We start from the raw sequence: 15839 nt of genomic DNA on the forward strand, positions 1-15839 counted from the left end.
GCGCATATCAGTTGCATACGGGTGGCCCGGGCGCATTCGGGCAACCGTCGGAGACCGCTGCCCGTGGATGCCTTCCGCGGCCTACTGTTGAGGTGTGCGCCTGCCGTGCCCAGCTGCGGCTGGGGCATCTCCGTGCCCTCGACAGGCCCGGGGAGGGTTTCTTCGACGCGGAGCCGCTGATGGTTGTCGGGCATCGGGCCGCGTGGCGTGGGCACCGCCGGCTGTGAGAGGGACGGGAATGGAACCGACCGAGAGCGCCGCCCCCAACGCACGGCTGCGCCCGCGCCGCCGTGCGGGGGCCTGGCGCGAGAACCGGTGGACCGGGTGGGCCGAGGGCCGTACGGGAGTGCGGCCGCGCCCCGTCACCCCGCGCGCCGCCGTCCCGTGCGCGGCCCCCGCGCCCGCCGCCCTGCTGCCGCCGGCCGTCGAGCCCGTCCCCGGCCTGGCTGGCGCCGACACCGAACGGCACCCGTCCTGGCCGGCGCTGCCCGCCACCGTCGTCGCCGCCGCGGGCCTCACCCTGGGCGCAGGGTTCTACCGCGCCTGCGCCGGCCATCACGCCCTCTTCCCGAACGGCACGGTCGGCTGGGCGCTGGCCCTGCTCACCGGCGTCGTCGTCGGCCACCTCGTCATGCTGGGCCGCGCCCGCTGGTGGGGCGGCACCGGCTCGGGCGCCGCCCTCACCCTCGCCGTCCTGCTGCTGTACGGCTGGGTGCCCGCCGGACTGGTCAGCCTCACCGTCGTCGTCCTGGTCGGCATCGCCCGCCGGCACCGCTGGCGCCAAGGGGTGCTGCACGGCGCGGTGGACATCCTCGGCATCGGCGCCGGCACCCTGCTGCTCGGCGCGTTCGGCCGGGTCCCGAGCGTCGAGGCCCCCTGGCGGCCCGACCACTGGAGCATCGCCACCGCCCCGCAGGTCGTCCTGGTCGCGGTCGCCTACCTCGCCGTCAGCCGCGGCCTGCTGTGGTACCTGAACGCCCCGCGCGACGGCGGACTGCCCACCATCGCCCGCACCGCCCTGGTCAGACAGGGGCTGGTCGCCGTCGCGCTGCTCGGCATCGCGCCGCTGCTGTGCGTCGTCGCCGACGCCGAGCCGATCCTGCTCCCGCTCTTCGCCATCCCGCTCATCGCCCTGGACTCCACGCTGTGGATGGCCCGCGCCCGCGCCGAGGAGCAGCTGCGCGACCCGCTGACCGGGCTGCCCAACCGGCAGTGGCTGCTGGAGCGCATCTGGACCGCGCTGGACGACGCCGACCGCATCGGCGCGCGCGCCGCGCTCATGCTGATCGACCTCGACCGCTTCCGCTCGGTGAACGACACCCTCGGTCATCTGGCCGGTGACCGGCTGCTGCTCCAGATCGCCGACCGGCTGCGGCTCGCCCTGCCGCGCGGGGCCGAGGCCGCCCGGCTCGGCGGTGACGAGTTCGCCGTGTTACTCCCCGTCGCCGACTCCACCACGTCGGCGACGCGCGTCGCCCGCTCTCTCGTCACCGCCCTCAGCTCCCCGCTCGACCTGGACGGCCTCACCCTCGTCCTGGAGGCCAGCGCCGGTGTGGCCGTCTTCCCCGATCACGCCCTCGACGCCGAGGGGATGCTGCGCCGCGCCGACGTCGCCATGTACCAGGCGAAGCGGGACCGCACCGGCGTCGAGGTCTACGAGTCCAAGCGGGACTCCAACACCCCCGACCGCCTCGGCCTGCTCGGCGATCTGCGCCGGGCCCTCGACGCGCACGAGGTCCAGCTGCACTACCAGCCCAAGGTCCGCTTCGACGGACAGGTGGCCGGCCTGGAGGCGCTCGTCCGCTGGGTGCACCCCGAGCGCGGCAAGGTGCCACCGGACGAGTTCATAGCGATAGCAGAGTCCTCCGGGCTGATGCCCCACCTCACCGAGTACGTCCTGGAGACCGCGCTCGGCCAGGTCGCCCGGTGGCGCGCCCAGGGCCTGCGGGTCCCGGTCGCCGTCAACGTCTCCCCGCGCGACGTCCACACGCCCGGCTTCGCCGGCTCCGTCGCCGCCCGCCTGGCCCGGCACGGGGTCCCGGCCTACGCGCTCCAGCTGGAGATCACCGAACACGTGCTGCTGGAGGACCCGCAGCGGGCCGCCGACACCCTCGCCGGGCTCACCGGGCACGGCGTGAAGATGTCCCTGGACGACTTCGGCACCGGCTACTCGTCCCTGGTGCACCTGCGGCGGCTGCCGGTCAGCGAGCTGAAGATCGACCGCTCCTTCGTGGCCCGGCTCGCCGTCGACACCGAGGACGCCGAGATCGTCCGCTGCACGGTGGACCTGGCCCATTCGCTGGGCCTGCTGGTCGTCGCCGAGGGCGTGGAGGACGACGAGACCTGGGAGCGGCTGCGGGACCTGGGCTGTGACGCGGTGCAGGGCTGGCTGGTCGCCGCGGCGATGCCGCCCGACGAGACCACGGCCTGGCTGCGGGCCCGCGGCTCCCGGGGCTGGCAGCGCCCGACCCCGGCCCTGCCGGCCGCGGAGTAGCCCTCCCTCGGGCCCCGGCCCGTGAGCGCGCGTCACCGCGGGGAATCCGTCCGGCCACCATGATCGTTGAACGGGCACCCGCAATTCGGACCAACCGGTATCAGGCCATTCCGAGGAGACGCGCCATGTCGCTGTTCGTGCCCAGGTTCGAGGACACCGTGCTGGTCCGGGACGCCGGGGCCGAGGTGGTCGGGGACGCCCCCGTGGCCGTACGGCTGCTGGCCGACAGCAGTGCGAGCGGCGGCGCGCTGTCCACCGTGCGGGTCACCCTCGCCGAGGGAGCCGACGGCGCCCGCCCGCACGTCCACCACCGCTCGGCCGAGATGTTCTACCTGCTCGACGGCGAGGCCGAGGTCCTCTCCGGTGACGACGTGGTGACCGCCGCACCCGGCGACCTGATCATCGTCCCGCCGGATCGCCCCCATGCCTTCGCCGCCGCGCCCGGCGCCACCGCCGACCTGCTCGTCGTCATCGCACCAGGCGTGGAGCGCTTCGAGTACTTCCGCCACCTCCAGCGCATCCGCCTGGGCGAGGCCACGCCGGAGAGCCTGCTGGAGGTCCAGGAGCTGTACGACAACCACTTCCTGAAGAGCACGGCCTGGGACGGCCGGCACCGCTGAGGCGGGCCCCTGGGGAAACCGTTTCACGGGCACGGGGCCCGGCCCCATAGGATTGGGCCCAAACCACACACACTCACCCCAGAGGATCGCTGCATGCCTGGCATCACGCGCGAGGAGGTCGCCCACCTCGCCCGGCTGGCGCGTCTGGAGCTGAAGCCCGAAGAACTCGACCACTTCGCAGGCCAGCTTGACGACATCATCGGCGCGGTCGCCCGCGTCAGCGAGGTCGCCGACCAAGACGTACCGCCGACCTCGCACCCGCTCCCGCTGACGAACGTCATGCGGCCGGACGAGGTCCGTCCCTCGCTCACCCCCGAGCAGGCGCTCTCCGGCGCCCCGGCCCAGGAGCAGCAGCGTTTCAAGGTGCCGCAGATCCTGGGGGAGGAGTGACCACCATGACGGACAGCAACATCATCAAGCTCACGGCCGCGCAGATCGCCGAGAAGATCGCCTCCGGCGAGCTGACGGCGGTCCAGGTCACCGAGGCCCACCTCGCCCGGATCGAGGCCGTGGACGAGAAGGTCCACGCCTTCCTGCACGTCGACCGCGAGGGCGCCCTCGCCCAGGCCCGGGCCGTGGACGCCAAGCGCGAGCGCGGCGAGAAGCTCGGCCCGCTGGCCGGCGTCCCGCTCGCGCTCAAGGACATCTTCACCACCGAGGGCGTGCCCACGACCGTCGGCTCGAAGATCCTCGAGGGCTGGATCCCGCCGTACGACGCGACGCTCACCAAGCGGCTGAAGGCCGCCGACGTCGTCATCCTCGGCAAGACCAACATGGACGAGTTCGCCATGGGGTCCTCCACCGAGAACAGCGCCTACGGCCCGACCGGCAACCCCTGGGACCTCACCAGGATCCCCGGCGGCTCCGGCGGCGGTTCCTCCGCCGCGCTCGCCGCCTACGAGGCCCCCCTCGCCATCGGCACCGACACCGGCGGCTCCATCCGCCAGCCGGCCGCCGTCACCGGCACGGTCGGCGTGAAGCCGACCTACGGCGCGGTGTCCCGGTACGGCATGGTCGCCTTCTCCTCCTCCCTCGACCAGGGCGGCCCCTGCGCCCGTACGGTCCTGGACGCGGCCCTGCTGCACGAGGTGATCGCCGGCCACGACCCGCTGGACTCCACGTCCATCGACGCCCCCGTCCCGCCGGTGGTCGAGGCCGCCCGCAACGGCAGCGTCCAGGGCATGCGCGTCGGCGTGGTCAAGCAGTTCCGCGGCGAGGGCTACCAGGCCGGCGTCATCCAGCGCTTCGACGAGTCGGTGGAGCTGCTCAAGGAGCTGGGCGCCGAGATCGTCGAGCTGGACTGCCCGTCCTTCGACCTCGCCCTGTCGGCGTACTACCTGATCGCCCCGTCCGAGTGCTCCTCCAACCTCGCCCGCTTCGACGGCCTGCGCTACGGCCGGCGGACCGGCGACGACGGCACGCACTCCGCCGAGGAGGTCACCTCCCTGACCCGCGAGGCCGGCTTCGGCCCCGAGGTCAAGCGCCGGATCATGCTCGGCACGTACGCGCTGTCGAGCGGTTACTACGACGCGTACTACGGCTCCGCGCAGAAGGTCCGCACGCTCATCACGCGGGACTTCGAGAAGGCGTTCGAGCAGGTCGACGTGATCGTCTCCCCGACGACCCCGACCACCGCCTTCCCGATCGGCGAGCGCGCCGACGACCCGATGGCGATGTACCTCGCGGACCTGTGCACCATCCCGACCAACCTGGCGGGCAACGCGGCCATGTCCCTGCCCTGCGGTCTCGCCCCGGAGGACAACCTCCCGGTGGGCCTGCAGATCATCGCCCCCGCGCTGAAGGACGACCGGCTGTACAAGGTGGGCGCCGCCGTCGAGGCCGCCTTCGTGGAAAAGTGGGGTCACCCGCTGCTGGAGGAGGCACCGTCGCTGTGAGCAAGCTGTCGAAGGCCAAGGACTTCAAGAAGTCCAAGTCCGGTACGTACCTGTCCATGGCCGCCACCGCGTTCGGCGCGGTCGGCGCCGCGAAGCAGATCAAGAAGGCCCGCGCCGAGAACGACACGCTGAGGCTCGTCGACGCCGTCGTCACCGCCGCAGGCATCGTCACCGGCCTCGCCATCCTCTACCGCGAGCTGAAGCGGTTGGGCGACGACGACGTCCTGCTGGGCTGAGAGGGAAGTTTTCACCGTGACCACCACGACCGACCTGGTGTCGTACGAGGACGCGCTGGCGGCGTACGACCCCGTCATGGGCCTTGAGGTCCATGTCGAACTCGGCACCAAGACCAAGATGTTCTGCGGCTGTTCGACGGCGCTCGGCGCCGACCCGAACTCCCAGACCTGCCCCGTCTGCCTCGGCCTGCCCGGCGCGCTCCCGGTCGTCAACGCGACCGGCGTCGAGTCCGCCATCAAGATCGGTCTCGCGCTGAACTGCGAGATCGCCGAATGGTGCCGCTTCGCCCGGAAGAACTACTTCTATCCGGACATGCCGAAGAACTTCCAGACCTCCCAGTACGACGAGCCGATCGCCTTCAACGGCTACCTCGACGTGCAGCTGGAGGACGGCGAGGTCTTCCGCGTGGAGATCGAGCGCGCCCACATGGAGGAGGACACCGGCAAGTCGACGCACGTCGGCGGCGCCACCGGCCGTATCCACGGCGCGTCCCACTCCCTGCTGGACTACAACCGCGCCGGCATCCCGCTCATCGAGATCGTCACCAAGCCGATCGTGGGCGCCGGCGAGCGCGCCCCCGAGGTGGCGAAGGCGTACGTCCGCGAGCTGCGCGAGGTCATCCGTGCCCTCGGCGTGTCCGAGGCCCGCATGGAGATGGGCCAGATGCGCTGCGACGTGAACCTGTCGCTGATGCCCAAGGGCGCCGACAAGTTCGGCACGCGCTCGGAGACGAAGAACGTCAACTCCCTGCGCTCGGTCGAGCGTGCGGCCCGCTACGAGATCATGCGCCACGCGGCCGTGCTCTCCGGCGGCGGCACGATCGTCCAGGAGACCCGCCACTTCCACGAGGACACCGGGTCCACGACCTCGGGCCGCGTGAAGGAGGAGGCCGAGGACTACCGGTACTTCCCGGAGCCCGACCTGGTCCCCGTCGCGCCCTCGCGCGAGTGGGTCGAGGAGATCCGCGCGGCCCTGCCGGAGCTGCCGCTGGCCCGCCGTACCCGTCTGCTGGCGGAGTGGGGCATCTCCGCCACCGACATGCAGGCCATCCTGAACGCGGGCGCGCTGGACCTGATCGTCGCCACGATCGACGCCGGTGCCGACGCGGCCGCCGCCCGCAAGTGGTGGATGGGCGAACTCGCGCGCAGCGCCAACGAGTCCGGCACGGCGCTGGACGAGCTGGCGATCACCCCGCAGCAGGTGGCCCGGGTCACCGAGCTGGTCGCCAAGGGGGACCTGAACGACAAGCTGGCCCGCCAGGTCATCGAGGGCGTTCTCGCGGGCGAGGGCACCCCGGACGAGGTGGTGGACAAGCGCGGTCTGAAGGTCGTCTCGGACGAGGGCGCGCTGACCGCCGCCGTCGAGGAGGCCATCGCCGGCAACCCGGCCGTCGCGGACAAGATCCGCGGCGGCAAGGTGGCCGCGGCCGGCGCCCTGGTCGGCGCGGTCATGAAGGCCACCCGCGGCCAGGCCGACGCGGCCCGCGTCAAGGAGCTGATCCTGGAGAAGCTCGGCGTCACCGAGGGCTGACCCCACCCGCGTACGGCCCCGGGGACACGCTCCCCGGGGCCGTACGCATGGTCGCGTACGGTTTACGCCCGGCGTCCCACGACCCGTACGAATCCCAGCGCGCGCCCCTGGTCCGCGCGGAGCATCTCCGCGCACCGGCCCGACATGCGGATGTGGAAGTCGTCCGAGCTCTCCTCGGCGACCACCTCGCACCACAGCAGCCAGTCCCGCCAGCCGTGCTCCAGCCAGTCGGCCGCCTCGACCTCCACGGCCCCGCTGCGGGTCCAGTGGCGCCGCCACCAGTCCGCGGTGTGGAAGCACCAGAAGGCGGGCTCCCACCAGGGCACGAGGTGCTCCGGCGGCTCCACGCCCGCCGGCTCCTCGCGCAGCGACGGGACGACGACCCCGATCCGCCCGCCCGGCTTCAGCAGCCGGGTCAGGGACGGCAGATACAGGTCGTCGGTGCCGAAGTACTGGTAGGCGTCGACGGAGACGATCGCGTCGAAGGACCCTTCGGCGAACGGCAGGTCGTGGGCCTCGGCGCGCACGGGCAGCACCCGGTCGGCGACACCCGCCTCGGCGAGCCGTACGGCGTTGTCGTCGGGGTCCACCCACAGGTCGGCGGCGGTGACCTGGAGGCCGTACTCGCGGGCCAGGAAGACGGAGGTCATCGCCCGCCCGCAGCCCAGGTCGAGCACGCGCGCGCCCGGCGGCAGCGCGTCCAGCCCCAGCGCGGGGGCCAGCCACTCCAGCAGCCACAGCGCGTGCGGGCCCATCTGGTTCTCGATGGTCCAGCGGGCGTCGTAGCCGTTGCTGCGGGGGTAGCGCGGGTGGGTGACACGGCGGGTGAGCGCGTCCGGTGTGGTCGGTGTGTTGGTCACAAGCAACCATCCCTAGCAGCCGGGACGGCCGCCCCGCACCGGGTTTTCGGCGCCGCGGGAGGTACGCTCGCCCGCCATGAGGGGAAGCACCACCGCATCCGATGCCGAGCCCGCGACGAAGGAGGCCGCCGAAGGGCAGGAAGCCGCCGGGGACGCCGAGGAGCGGGCCCTGGAGTCCGGGGGCGCCGAGGAGTACGTGACGGACGCCCGGCGGGCCCGGTGGGCCGCCGTCGGCACCGGGGCGCTGCTGACCTGCGCGGGGCTGGCCGCCGCGCTGCTGAGATCCGCCGGCGCCGCCCCGGCGCTCGTGCCCGCCGCCTACGCCCTCGGCGCCGCCGTGTGCGCGTTCGCCGCGGTGCTGGGCGCCAAGGGCCGCACCCGCAGAGCCTTGTGGTCGCTGATCGCAGGGACGATGATCATGGCGCTCGGGGACCAGTTCGACTGACGTATTTTTGCCGTACCGACCGGTCCCGGCGGACGAATTGCGGGAAGGAAGTGCGGCTGATGTACGCGACATCGCTCGGTGACGACGGTGCCGAACTGCGGCCACTGGAGGTCTGGCACGCCGGTGAGCTGCTGGAGAACATCGACCGCGGACGGGAGTTCATCGGCCGGCACGTAGGGCTCGCGGACGCGGTGTCCGATCTCGACGGGGCCCGCGCCTGGCTGAAGTCGTACGCCGACAAGCGCGCCGCCGACGCCGGCGGCCTGCACGGGATCTGGCTGGACGGCAAGCTCGTCGGAGGGCTGCTGTTCCGCGTCTGGGACACCCCGAGCGGGGTCTGCGAGGCCGGCTGCTGGCTGGAGCCGGGCGCGGCCGGACGCGGGCTGGTCACGCGCGGCATGCGGATCCTGCTCGACTGGGCCTTCGAGGAGCGCGGCATGCACCGGGTGGAGTGGCAGGTGTCCTCGGCCAACGAGGCGAGCATCAACGTGGCCCGGCGGCTCGGCATGACCCGCGAGGGCGTGCTCCGCGAGAACTACCCGCACCGGGGTGTGCGCACCAGCACGGAGATCTGGGCGGTGCTGGCACCCGAGTGGCGTGCGGCACGCGCGCGTACCGAGCGGAACGATCATTAAGAGACCTCTCAGACAGCGTCCGTACGGTGCCGGGCATGGCAACGAAGACAGCGGAAGGCGCTGAGACCGCCGGCACCGGGTCCGGCACCGAGGCGCGCAAGGACGACGAGACGACGACGGCCGGCCCCGGGGCCGTGGCGGAGACCGAGGAGACCGGGAAGACCGAGCCGGTGGACGCGGCCGGCGAGGAAGACGGGGAAGACGGGGAAGACGGGGTCCGGGAGGACGACGGGGCCGACGGGGCCGGTGGCAAGGTGCCCTCCGGGGTCGGCCAGGGCGCCGGCGCCGTCGTCTCCGCCGCGCTGGGCCTGGTCTCCCTCACCGGCGGCTGGATCGGCACCGTCGCCTCCGCCCGCGAGCAGCTCATCGGCCAGCTGCGGACGTCCACCAGCGCGAGCGTCGGCACCCAGCTCAAGGAGGTCTACGGCGACGCCTGGCACACCACCGCCCTGTGGGCCGGGCTGTTCGCGCTGGCCGCGCTGATCACCGCCGTGGTGGTGCTGGTCCGGCCCGCGTTCGGCGCCCCGGGCCGCCCGCAGGCCGCCTGGATCAGGTCGGTGGCCTGGGCGGGCCTCTCGCTCGGCGTCATCGGCCTGCTGCTGGCCGTCCTGAAGTACTCCGACGCCCTGCTGGCCGTGCCCTCCGCCGGCTGAGCTGACGTGGAACCCAGGGGCCTTAGGGCGTCCCCGCCCGGTGCGCGGACGCCCTAAGGCCCCTTACGCGCGCGTACGGTCCACCGGACGCGCGAAGATGCGGAACTCTCCCGATGCGGCGGACCCGGCCGCGGGACGAAGGTGGGAGGCGTCGCGGAAAGCGGCACCGACACCGGATCCCGGGAGGAACCCGCCATGTACGAACCCGCCATGTACGAGCTCGAACTGCACCGCCTGCGCTCCGCCGAGCTGCGCCGCGCGGCCCGGGAGGAGCGCCTGGCCCGCGAGGTCGTCCGCTCCCGCCGCGCCGCCCGCCGCGGGCGATCCGGCCATGCCGCCCCGGCCGCCGAGTCGCATACCGACGGCTCCCGCCGGCAGGGGCTGCCGCGCACCGCGTGACGACGGGGGAGCGGAGCGGCCGGACGGGGGTCGGCCGCTCACGGCACCAGGGCCTTGGGGCTTCCCGACGGAGCCGCACGGCCCTTCCGGCCGTCGGTACGACCCCTCCGGCTGTAAGTACGGCCGTCCCGGCTGCGGGTACGGCCCTTCCGGCTGCCGGTGGGGTTCTCCCGCCCACCAGTACGACCATCACACGGGGCCTGTGGAAAACCAGTGCCGGGTCCTCGGGACCTCGTGCGATGCTCGGGCCCGTGGAGACCAGGTCCGTCAGTCCCGTGTTCGTAGGCCGCACCGCCGAGTTGGCCACGCTGCGCGACGCGCTCGCCCGCGCCGACGCCGCCGAGCCGCAGGCGCTGCTGCTCGGCGGCGAGGCAGGCGTGGGCAAGACCCGCCTCGTGGAGGAGTTCGCCGCGGCCGCCGCCGGCCGCGGCGCGGTCGTCGCCGTCGGCGGCTGCGTGGAGATCGGCGCCGACGGGCTGCCGTTCGCCCCCTTCTCCGCCGCGCTGCGGGCCCTGCGCGACGCCCTGCCCGAGGAGTTCGCCGCCGCCGCGGCCGGCCAGGAAGAGGAGCTGGCCCGGCTGCTGCCCGACCTCGGCGAGGCCGGCGCCGGCCGCCACGACGAACAGGGCATGGCCCGCCTGTTCGAGCTGACCGCCCGGCTGCTGGAGCGGGTCGCCGCCGGCCACACCGTCGTCCTGGTCCTGGAGGACCTGCACTGGGCCGACGCCTCCACCCGCCACCTGCTCGCCTATCTGCTGCGCACCCTGCGCGCCGGCCGCCTCCTCGTCCTGGCCAGCTACCGCAGCGACGACATCCACCGCCGCCACCCGCTGCGCCCCCTGCTCGCCGAACTGGACCGGCTGCGCACCGTCCGCCGGATCGAACTCGCCCGCTTCACCCGCGAGGAGGCCTGCCGCCAGATCGCCGGCATCCTCGCCGCCGAACCCGACCCCGCCCAGGTCGACGAGATCTACGAACGCTCCGACGGCAACGCCTTCTTCATCGAGGAACTCGCCGTCGCCGCCTGCCAGGGCAACTGCACCGGTCTCACCGACTCCCTGCGCGACCTGCTCCTCGTCCGGGTCGAGGCACTGCCCGAGAGCGCCCAGCGGGTCGCCCGGATCGTCGCCGAGGGCGGCTCCACGGTGGAGTACCGGCTGATCGCCGCCGTGGCCCGGCTGGCCGAGGACGACCTCATCGAGGCGCTGCGGGCCGCCGTCGGCGCCAACATCCTCACCGTCACCCCCGCCGGCGACGGCTACCGCTTCCGGCACTCCCTGGTCCGCGAGGCCGTCGCCGACGACCTGCTGCCCGGCGAACGCTCCCGGCTCAACCGCCGCTACGCCGAGGCCCTGGAGACCGATCCCACGCTCGTCCCCGCCGACGCCCGGGTGATGCGCCTGGCCAGCTACTGGTACCACGCGCACGACGCGGCCAAGGCCCTGCCCGCCGTCCTCGCCGCCGCCGTCGTCGCCCGCCGCCGGCACGCCTACACCGAACAACTCGGGCTGCTGGAACGGGCGATGGAACTGTGGGACTCCGCCCCGGCCGAGGTGCGCGCCGCCCTGCGCCCGGTCGACTACGCGGAGGTGTACCCCCCGTGCGGCTGCGACCCGGCCACCACCCCGCTGCGCTACCTCGACCTGATGGCCGAGGCCGCGGTGGCGGGCCGCTTCGGCGGCGAACGGGAACGCGCCCTGAAGATCACCAAGCGGGCCCTGCGCCTGCTGGAGGAGGACCCGGACCCGCTGCGCGCCGCCTGGTTCTGGGTGCAGCGCTCCCGGCTGGTGCAGGCCCAGGCCCGCGGCGACGGCTGGCGGGAACTGGCCACCGCGCAGGAACTGGTGCGCGGTCTGCCGCCGTCCGAGGTGCACGCCGAGGTGCTGGCGGTCGTCGCCAACTGGTCCATGCAGCACCGGCCCGGCCCCGAGGCGCTGGCCGCCGCCGAACGGGCCGTGGAGTACGCGCGCATGGTGGGCGCCCGCGAGACCGAACTGCACGCCCTGCTCACCCTGGGCGGGCTGACGGTGGAGTCCGGCGACCCGGAGGCGGGCCTGGCGCAGATGCGGCAGGTGCTGCGGGACACCCTGGCGGAGGGCGTGCACCCGGTCGCCGGCCGGGCCTACGTCAACCTGCCGTCCGCGCTGCGCAGCGTCGGCCGGGACCGGGAGGCCGTCCCGCTGCTGCGCGAGGGCATCGAGTTCTGCCGCCGCTACGGACTGCTGGACTCCGGGGCCTGGGCCTGGGGCAACCTCTCCGAGGCGCTCTACGCGCTCGGCCGGTGGGACGAGGCCGCCGAGGCCGCCGCACACGCCACCCGCGTCGGCCACAGCGCCAAGCCCCGGGCAGGCGGCGCCCTGCGCCTGGCCCACCTCGCCCTGGCCCACGGCGACCTCGCCGAGGCCGCCCGGCAGCTCGCCACCGCCCGCTCCTGGTACGGCACCCACGACCCGCGGCCCCAGCAGTCCCTGCCGCTGATCCGCACCGCCGTCGGCATAGCGGCCGCCGAAGGCAGGATCGACGACGTCCGCGCGCTCCTGCTGCCGGTCCTGGACGCCGGTTTCCCGCCCGGCACCCACCGGTACGGCTGGCCGCTGCTGCTGGCCGCCGCCACCGCCGAGGCCGACGCCCGCACCCTGCCCGCCGCCCGGCCCGGCCGCGCCGGGATCCTCGACCGCCTCGCCACGGCCGTACGGAAGCTGACCACCGGCGTCCCCCTGTGGCAGGCCCACAGCCGGTGGGCCCGGGCCGAACTGCTGCGCGCCGAGGGCCGGGACACCGCCGAGACCTGGGCCCCGGTGGTCGCCGCCTTCGAGTGCCTGGACCGCCCCTACGACCTCGCCCGGGTCCGGCACCGCCTGGCCGGGGCACTGCTGGCCGAGGGCGGCGACGACGAACGGGACCGCGCCGTGGAACTGCTCAGGCTGGCCGCGGCGGTCGCCGAGCACCTGAGGGCCCGCCCGCTCGCCGACACCGTCGCCCGGCTCGCCCAGCGGGCCCGGCTCACCCTCGGCGGCAGGCGGCGGGACGCGGCCGCAGACCCGGCCGCCGCGTTCGGCCTCACCAGCCGGGAGCGGGACGTCCTCGGCCTGGTCGCGGCCGGCCGTACCAACCGGCAGATAGCCGAGGAGCTGTTCATCTCGCCGAAGACCGCGAGCGTCCACGTCTCCAACATCCTCGGCAAGCTCGGGGTCTCGGGCCGGGGCGAGGCGGCGGCGGTGGCGCACCGGCTCGGCCTGCTCGTGGCCGGGACACTCGCTGCCGGATCGTCCGGGTGAGACCTACGCTGGAGAAAACCGGCAGTCGAGGGGGAGCCGTGTTCAACGTCTTCGAGGACCTGTTCGCACCCGGCCGCAAACACACCCGGGACGAACTCAAACGGCTGGAACTGTCCCGCGAGGACGTCGGCGACAACGACCCCGGCCGCGGCCCCATAGACCTGGCCTCCGGCAAGGCGGTCATACGGCTGTCCCCGCCCGAACCGCCGGCACCGGCCGACGAGGAACCCGGTCCCGAGCCCGGCTGACCTCGGCCGACGGGCGGGCCGAAGGGCGGGCGGGCCGACGGCCGGGCTCAGCGGACCTGAAGCTCCAGCACCCGGTCGTCGCCCTTCTTCGGCGTGCCCCGGCCGTCGGTGTTGCTGGTCACCAGCCACAGCCGGCCGTCGCCCGCCGGGACCACCGTGCGCAGCCGGCCGTAGGTGCCGGTGAGGAACGCCTGCGGGGCGGCCGAGGCCGACGTGCCGTGCAGCGGGACGCGCCACAGCCGCTCGCCGCGCAGCCCCGCCATCCAGATCGCGCCATTCACATGGGCGATGCCGCTGGGGGAGGCCTCGTCGGTGTGCCACTGGGCCACCGGGTTCTGGAAACCGGCGGCGGAGGCGCGGCCCTCCGCCTCGGGCCAGCCGTAGTCGCCGCCGGGCTTGATCGCGTTCAGCTCGTCCCAGGTGTCCTGCCCGAACTCCGAGGCGTACAGCCGCTGGTGGCCGTCCCAGGCCAGCCCCTGGACGTTGCGGTGGCCGTAGGAGTACACGACGGAGCCGGGGAAGGGGTTGCCGGGCGCCGGTTCGCCGTCCGGGGTCATCCTGAGGATCTTCCCGCCGAGCGAGGACCGGTCCTGCGCCAGGCCCCGCCGCCCGGTCTCGCCGGTGCCCGCGTACAGCATGCCGTCCGGCCCGAACGCGATCCGGCCGCCGTTGTGGATGGTGCCCTTGGGGATGCCCTTGAACACCGTGTCGGGAGCGCCCAGCCGCTCACCGGCCGGTTTCCGCTCGTCGTAGCGCACGCGGACGATCCGGTTGTCCGAGGCCGAGGTGAAGTAGGCGTAGATCATGTGGTCCGAGGCGTAGCCGGGGGACGGCGCGATGCCCAGCAGCCCGCCCTCCCCGGCCGGGGAGACCCCGGAGACCGTGCCCAGCACCGTCGTCCGGCCGGTCTTCGTGTCGATCCGGCTGATCGTGCCCTCGTCCCGGGAGGAGACCAGCAGATCACCGCCCGGCAGCGCGGCCAGCCCCCATGGTGACTTCAGCCCCTCGGCCACCGTGCGCAGCACCTTCGCCGATCCCTTGGCGGGCGCGGCCGGCTCGGTGGCCCGGGAGGCGCCGGACCCCCCGGAGACCGTGGCGGCCGGCGTCCGGCCCGGCGCGTCGCCGCCCTCCGAGGAGCAGCCGGCCGTGAGCAGCAGGGCGGTCGCGGCCAGCAGGGCCGGTACGGCTCGACGTCGCACGATCACGCTCCCTTCCGGCCGGCGGACACCACGGCGGCCTCACGCCGCACGCTACTCCGCGGCCACGGACGACGGACACCGGCCGTCCGCGCCGGACCGGCTTCCCGGGACCGGGTCCCGGTCCCCGGACGCCGCGTCTCGCTCGTCGAGCGTCGCGCCCCGGCCACCGGGCCCTGATCCCCGGTCACCGGTCCACGGTGGCCGGAAATCCCGGTCCCGGAGACGCGGTCCCGGGAACAACCCGCAGAACCTCGGTCCCAGGAACAGCTCGAGAACCTCGGTCCCGGGAGCAACACCGTCCCGGGACCTCAGTCCCAGGAACCCTGCGCCGCCGGCAGCCCGGCCACCTCCGCCAGGTCCCGCGCGGTCAGCCGCAGCCCCGCCGCCCCCGCGTTCTCCGCGGCCCAGCGCTCCTGCTTGGTGCCCGGCAGCGCGATCACATGACGGCCCTGCGCCAGCACCCAGGCCAGCGCCACCTGGGCCGGGGTGACGTCCTCGCCGTGCCGCCGGGCGATGCGCCGCAGACCCGCGACGATCGGCTGGTTGGCCGCCATCATCTCGGCCGTGAACCGGGGATGCCGGGCGCGCACGTCGTCCGGCTCGAAACCCTCGCCCGGCGTCAGCGTGCCGGTCAGGAAGCCGTTGCCCAGCGGCATCGCCGCGAGGAAACCGACCCCGCGCGCCTCGCACCACGGCAGCAGCGCCTGGAGCGCCTCCGGCGACCACACCGACAGCTCCGCCTGCACCGCGCTCACCGGGAACACCTGCTGGACCCGCTGCAACCGGCGCAGCGTCGCGTCGTACAGCCCGGCGCCCGAGCGGCGTCCGCCGCGCGCCCCCAGCGCACACAGGCCCAGCGCGCGCACCTTCCCCGCCCGCACCAGGTCCGCCATCGCGCCCCACGTCTCCTCGACGGGCACCTCGGGGTCGGGGCGGTGCAGCTGGTACAGGTCGATCACGTCCGTCTGGAGCCGGCGCAGCGAGGCGTCGCAGGCCCGGCGCACATAGCCGGGGCGGCCGTTGGCCACGATGTGCTGCTCGCCCACCAGCAGCCCCACCTTCGTGGCCACGAAGGCGTCCCGGCGCCGCTCCCTGAGCACCCGGCCCAGCAGCAGCTCGTTGGTGAACGGGCCGTACATGTCCGCGGTGTCCAGCAGGTCCGAGCCGAGGTCCAGCGCCCGGTGCACGGCTTTGACCGACTCCTCACCCCGCTGCCGGGATGCGGTGTACGCCCAGCTCATCGGCATGCATCCGAGTCCGACGGCCCCCACCGCGAGTCCCCCCGCGCCGATCGTCCTGCGCTCCACCTGCTCGTGAACCTCCCTCTGCCCGGCCACCAACCTAAC

At 74.0% G+C, this 15839-nt stretch carries 15 protein-coding genes; 12 read left to right on the top strand and 3 right to left on the bottom strand.

Annotated elements, in window-relative coordinates; genetic code table 11:
• Positions 1-238: 238 nt before the first annotated feature.
• From IE251_RS33415 to gatB, 6 genes are all read left to right on the top strand, one after another.
• Positions 239-2494 carry a putative bifunctional diguanylate cyclase/phosphodiesterase gene (locus IE251_RS33415; protein WP_189756694.1) on the top strand — a complete coding sequence of 752 codons (2256 nt, stop codon included), beginning with the start codon at positions 239-241 and terminating at the stop codon, positions 2492-2494.
• A gap of 125 nt (positions 2495-2619) precedes the next feature.
• A complete protein-coding gene (locus tag IE251_RS33420; protein ID WP_189756695.1) occupies positions 2620-3114 on the top strand; it encodes a cupin domain-containing protein in 495 nt (164 codons plus the stop codon).
• A 93-nt stretch (positions 3115-3207) separates the two neighbouring features.
• Positions 3208-3504 carry an Asp-tRNA(Asn)/Glu-tRNA(Gln) amidotransferase subunit GatC gene (gene gatC / locus IE251_RS33425; RefSeq protein ID WP_004925108.1) on the top strand — a complete coding sequence of 99 codons (297 nt, stop codon included), beginning with the start codon at positions 3208-3210 and terminating at the stop codon, positions 3502-3504.
• 5 nt (positions 3505-3509) lie between these two features.
• Positions 3510-5009 (top strand): Asp-tRNA(Asn)/Glu-tRNA(Gln) amidotransferase subunit GatA, encoded by a 1500-nt coding sequence (gene gatA, locus IE251_RS33430; protein ID WP_189756696.1) that lies wholly within the window; start codon positions 3510-3512, stop codon positions 5007-5009.
• Complete coding sequence (locus IE251_RS33435; protein WP_030614455.1) at positions 5006-5245, top strand: hypothetical protein; 240 nt, start codon at positions 5006-5008, stop codon at positions 5243-5245. Before gatA ends, IE251_RS33435 begins: the two co-directional genes overlap by 4 nt.
• A gap of 16 nt (positions 5246-5261) precedes the next feature.
• Complete coding sequence (gene gatB, locus IE251_RS33440) at positions 5262-6776, top strand: Asp-tRNA(Asn)/Glu-tRNA(Gln) amidotransferase subunit GatB (RefSeq protein WP_189756697.1); 1515 nt, start codon at positions 5262-5264, stop codon at positions 6774-6776.
• A 62-nt stretch (positions 6777-6838) separates the two neighbouring features.
• Here the strand turns inward: gatB and IE251_RS33445 are convergent, their stop codons facing one another.
• The gene (locus IE251_RS33445; protein ID WP_373302085.1) at positions 6839-7636 is read right to left on the bottom strand and encodes an SAM-dependent methyltransferase; all 798 of its coding nucleotides are present in this window, start codon (positions 7634-7636) and stop codon (positions 6839-6841) included.
• Between the two features lie 76 nt (positions 7637-7712).
• Between IE251_RS33445 and IE251_RS33450 the strand changes: the two genes are divergently transcribed.
• The 6 genes from IE251_RS33450 to IE251_RS33475 all read left to right on the top strand — a co-directional run bounded on the left by IE251_RS33450 (position 7713) and on the right by IE251_RS33475 (position 13294).
• The gene (locus IE251_RS33450; protein ID WP_229897041.1) at positions 7713-8081 is read left to right on the top strand and encodes a hypothetical protein; all 369 of its coding nucleotides are present in this window, start codon (positions 7713-7715) and stop codon (positions 8079-8081) included.
• A 59-nt stretch (positions 8082-8140) separates the two neighbouring features.
• A complete protein-coding gene (locus tag IE251_RS33455; protein WP_189756699.1) occupies positions 8141-8716 on the top strand; it encodes a GNAT family N-acetyltransferase in 576 nt (191 codons plus the stop codon).
• 35 nt (positions 8717-8751) lie between these two features.
• Positions 8752-9369 carry a hypothetical protein gene (locus tag IE251_RS33460; RefSeq protein ID WP_189756700.1) on the top strand — a complete coding sequence of 206 codons (618 nt, stop codon included), beginning with the start codon at positions 8752-8754 and terminating at the stop codon, positions 9367-9369.
• A gap of 195 nt (positions 9370-9564) precedes the next feature.
• Positions 9565-9768 carry a hypothetical protein gene (locus tag IE251_RS33465; RefSeq protein ID WP_373302086.1) on the top strand — a complete coding sequence of 68 codons (204 nt, stop codon included), beginning with the start codon at positions 9565-9567 and terminating at the stop codon, positions 9766-9768.
• Between the two features lie 239 nt (positions 9769-10007).
• On the top strand, positions 10008-13046 hold the full coding sequence (locus IE251_RS33470) for a helix-turn-helix transcriptional regulator (protein ID WP_189756701.1): 3039 nt from the start codon (positions 10008-10010) through the stop codon (positions 13044-13046).
• Positions 13047-13084: 38 nt separating this feature from the next.
• Complete coding sequence (locus IE251_RS33475) at positions 13085-13294, top strand: DUF6191 domain-containing protein (RefSeq protein WP_030793151.1); 210 nt, start codon at positions 13085-13087, stop codon at positions 13292-13294.
• A gap of 47 nt (positions 13295-13341) precedes the next feature.
• Here the strand turns inward: IE251_RS33475 and IE251_RS33480 are convergent, their stop codons facing one another.
• Both IE251_RS33480 and IE251_RS33485 read right to left on the bottom strand, forming a co-directional pair.
• Complete coding sequence (locus IE251_RS33480; protein ID WP_373302087.1) at positions 13342-14499, bottom strand: PQQ-dependent sugar dehydrogenase; 1158 nt, start codon at positions 14497-14499, stop codon at positions 13342-13344.
• Positions 14500-14801: 302 nt separating this feature from the next.
• Positions 14802-15800: an aldo/keto reductase gene (locus IE251_RS33485; RefSeq protein WP_189756703.1), complete on the bottom strand. Its 999-nt coding sequence runs from the start codon at positions 15798-15800 to the stop codon at positions 14802-14804.
• Between the last annotated feature and the right edge of the window lie 39 nt (positions 15801-15839).

Source organism: Streptomyces eurythermus (assembly GCF_014649115.1).
Classification (GTDB): Bacteria; Actinomycetota; Actinomycetes; order Streptomycetales; family Streptomycetaceae; genus Streptomyces; species Streptomyces eurythermus.

Bases quoted from the DNA above. Each gene is read 5' to 3' on its own strand.
- IE251_RS33415 (WP_189756694.1), top strand. From the start codon at position 239: ATGGAACCGACCGAGAGCGCCGCCCCCAACGCACGGCTGCGCCCGCGC.
- IE251_RS33420 (WP_189756695.1), top strand. From the start codon at position 2,620: ATGTCGCTGTTCGTGCCCAGGTTCGAGGACACCGTGCTGGTCCGGGAC.
- gatC (WP_004925108.1), top strand. From the start codon at position 3,208: ATGCCTGGCATCACGCGCGAGGAGGTCGCCCACCTCGCCCGGCTGGCG.
- gatA (WP_189756696.1), top strand. From the start codon at position 3,510: ATGACGGACAGCAACATCATCAAGCTCACGGCCGCGCAGATCGCCGAG.
- IE251_RS33450 (WP_229897041.1), top strand. From the start codon at position 7,713: ATGAGGGGAAGCACCACCGCATCCGATGCCGAGCCCGCGACGAAGGAG.
- IE251_RS33455 (WP_189756699.1), top strand. From the start codon at position 8,141: ATGTACGCGACATCGCTCGGTGACGACGGTGCCGAACTGCGGCCACTG.
- IE251_RS33460 (WP_189756700.1), top strand. From the start codon at position 8,752: ATGGCAACGAAGACAGCGGAAGGCGCTGAGACCGCCGGCACCGGGTCC.
- IE251_RS33465 (WP_373302086.1), top strand. From the start codon at position 9,565: ATGTACGAACCCGCCATGTACGAGCTCGAACTGCACCGCCTGCGCTCC.
- IE251_RS33470 (WP_189756701.1), top strand. From the start codon at position 10,008: ATGCTCGGGCCCGTGGAGACCAGGTCCGTCAGTCCCGTGTTCGTAGGC.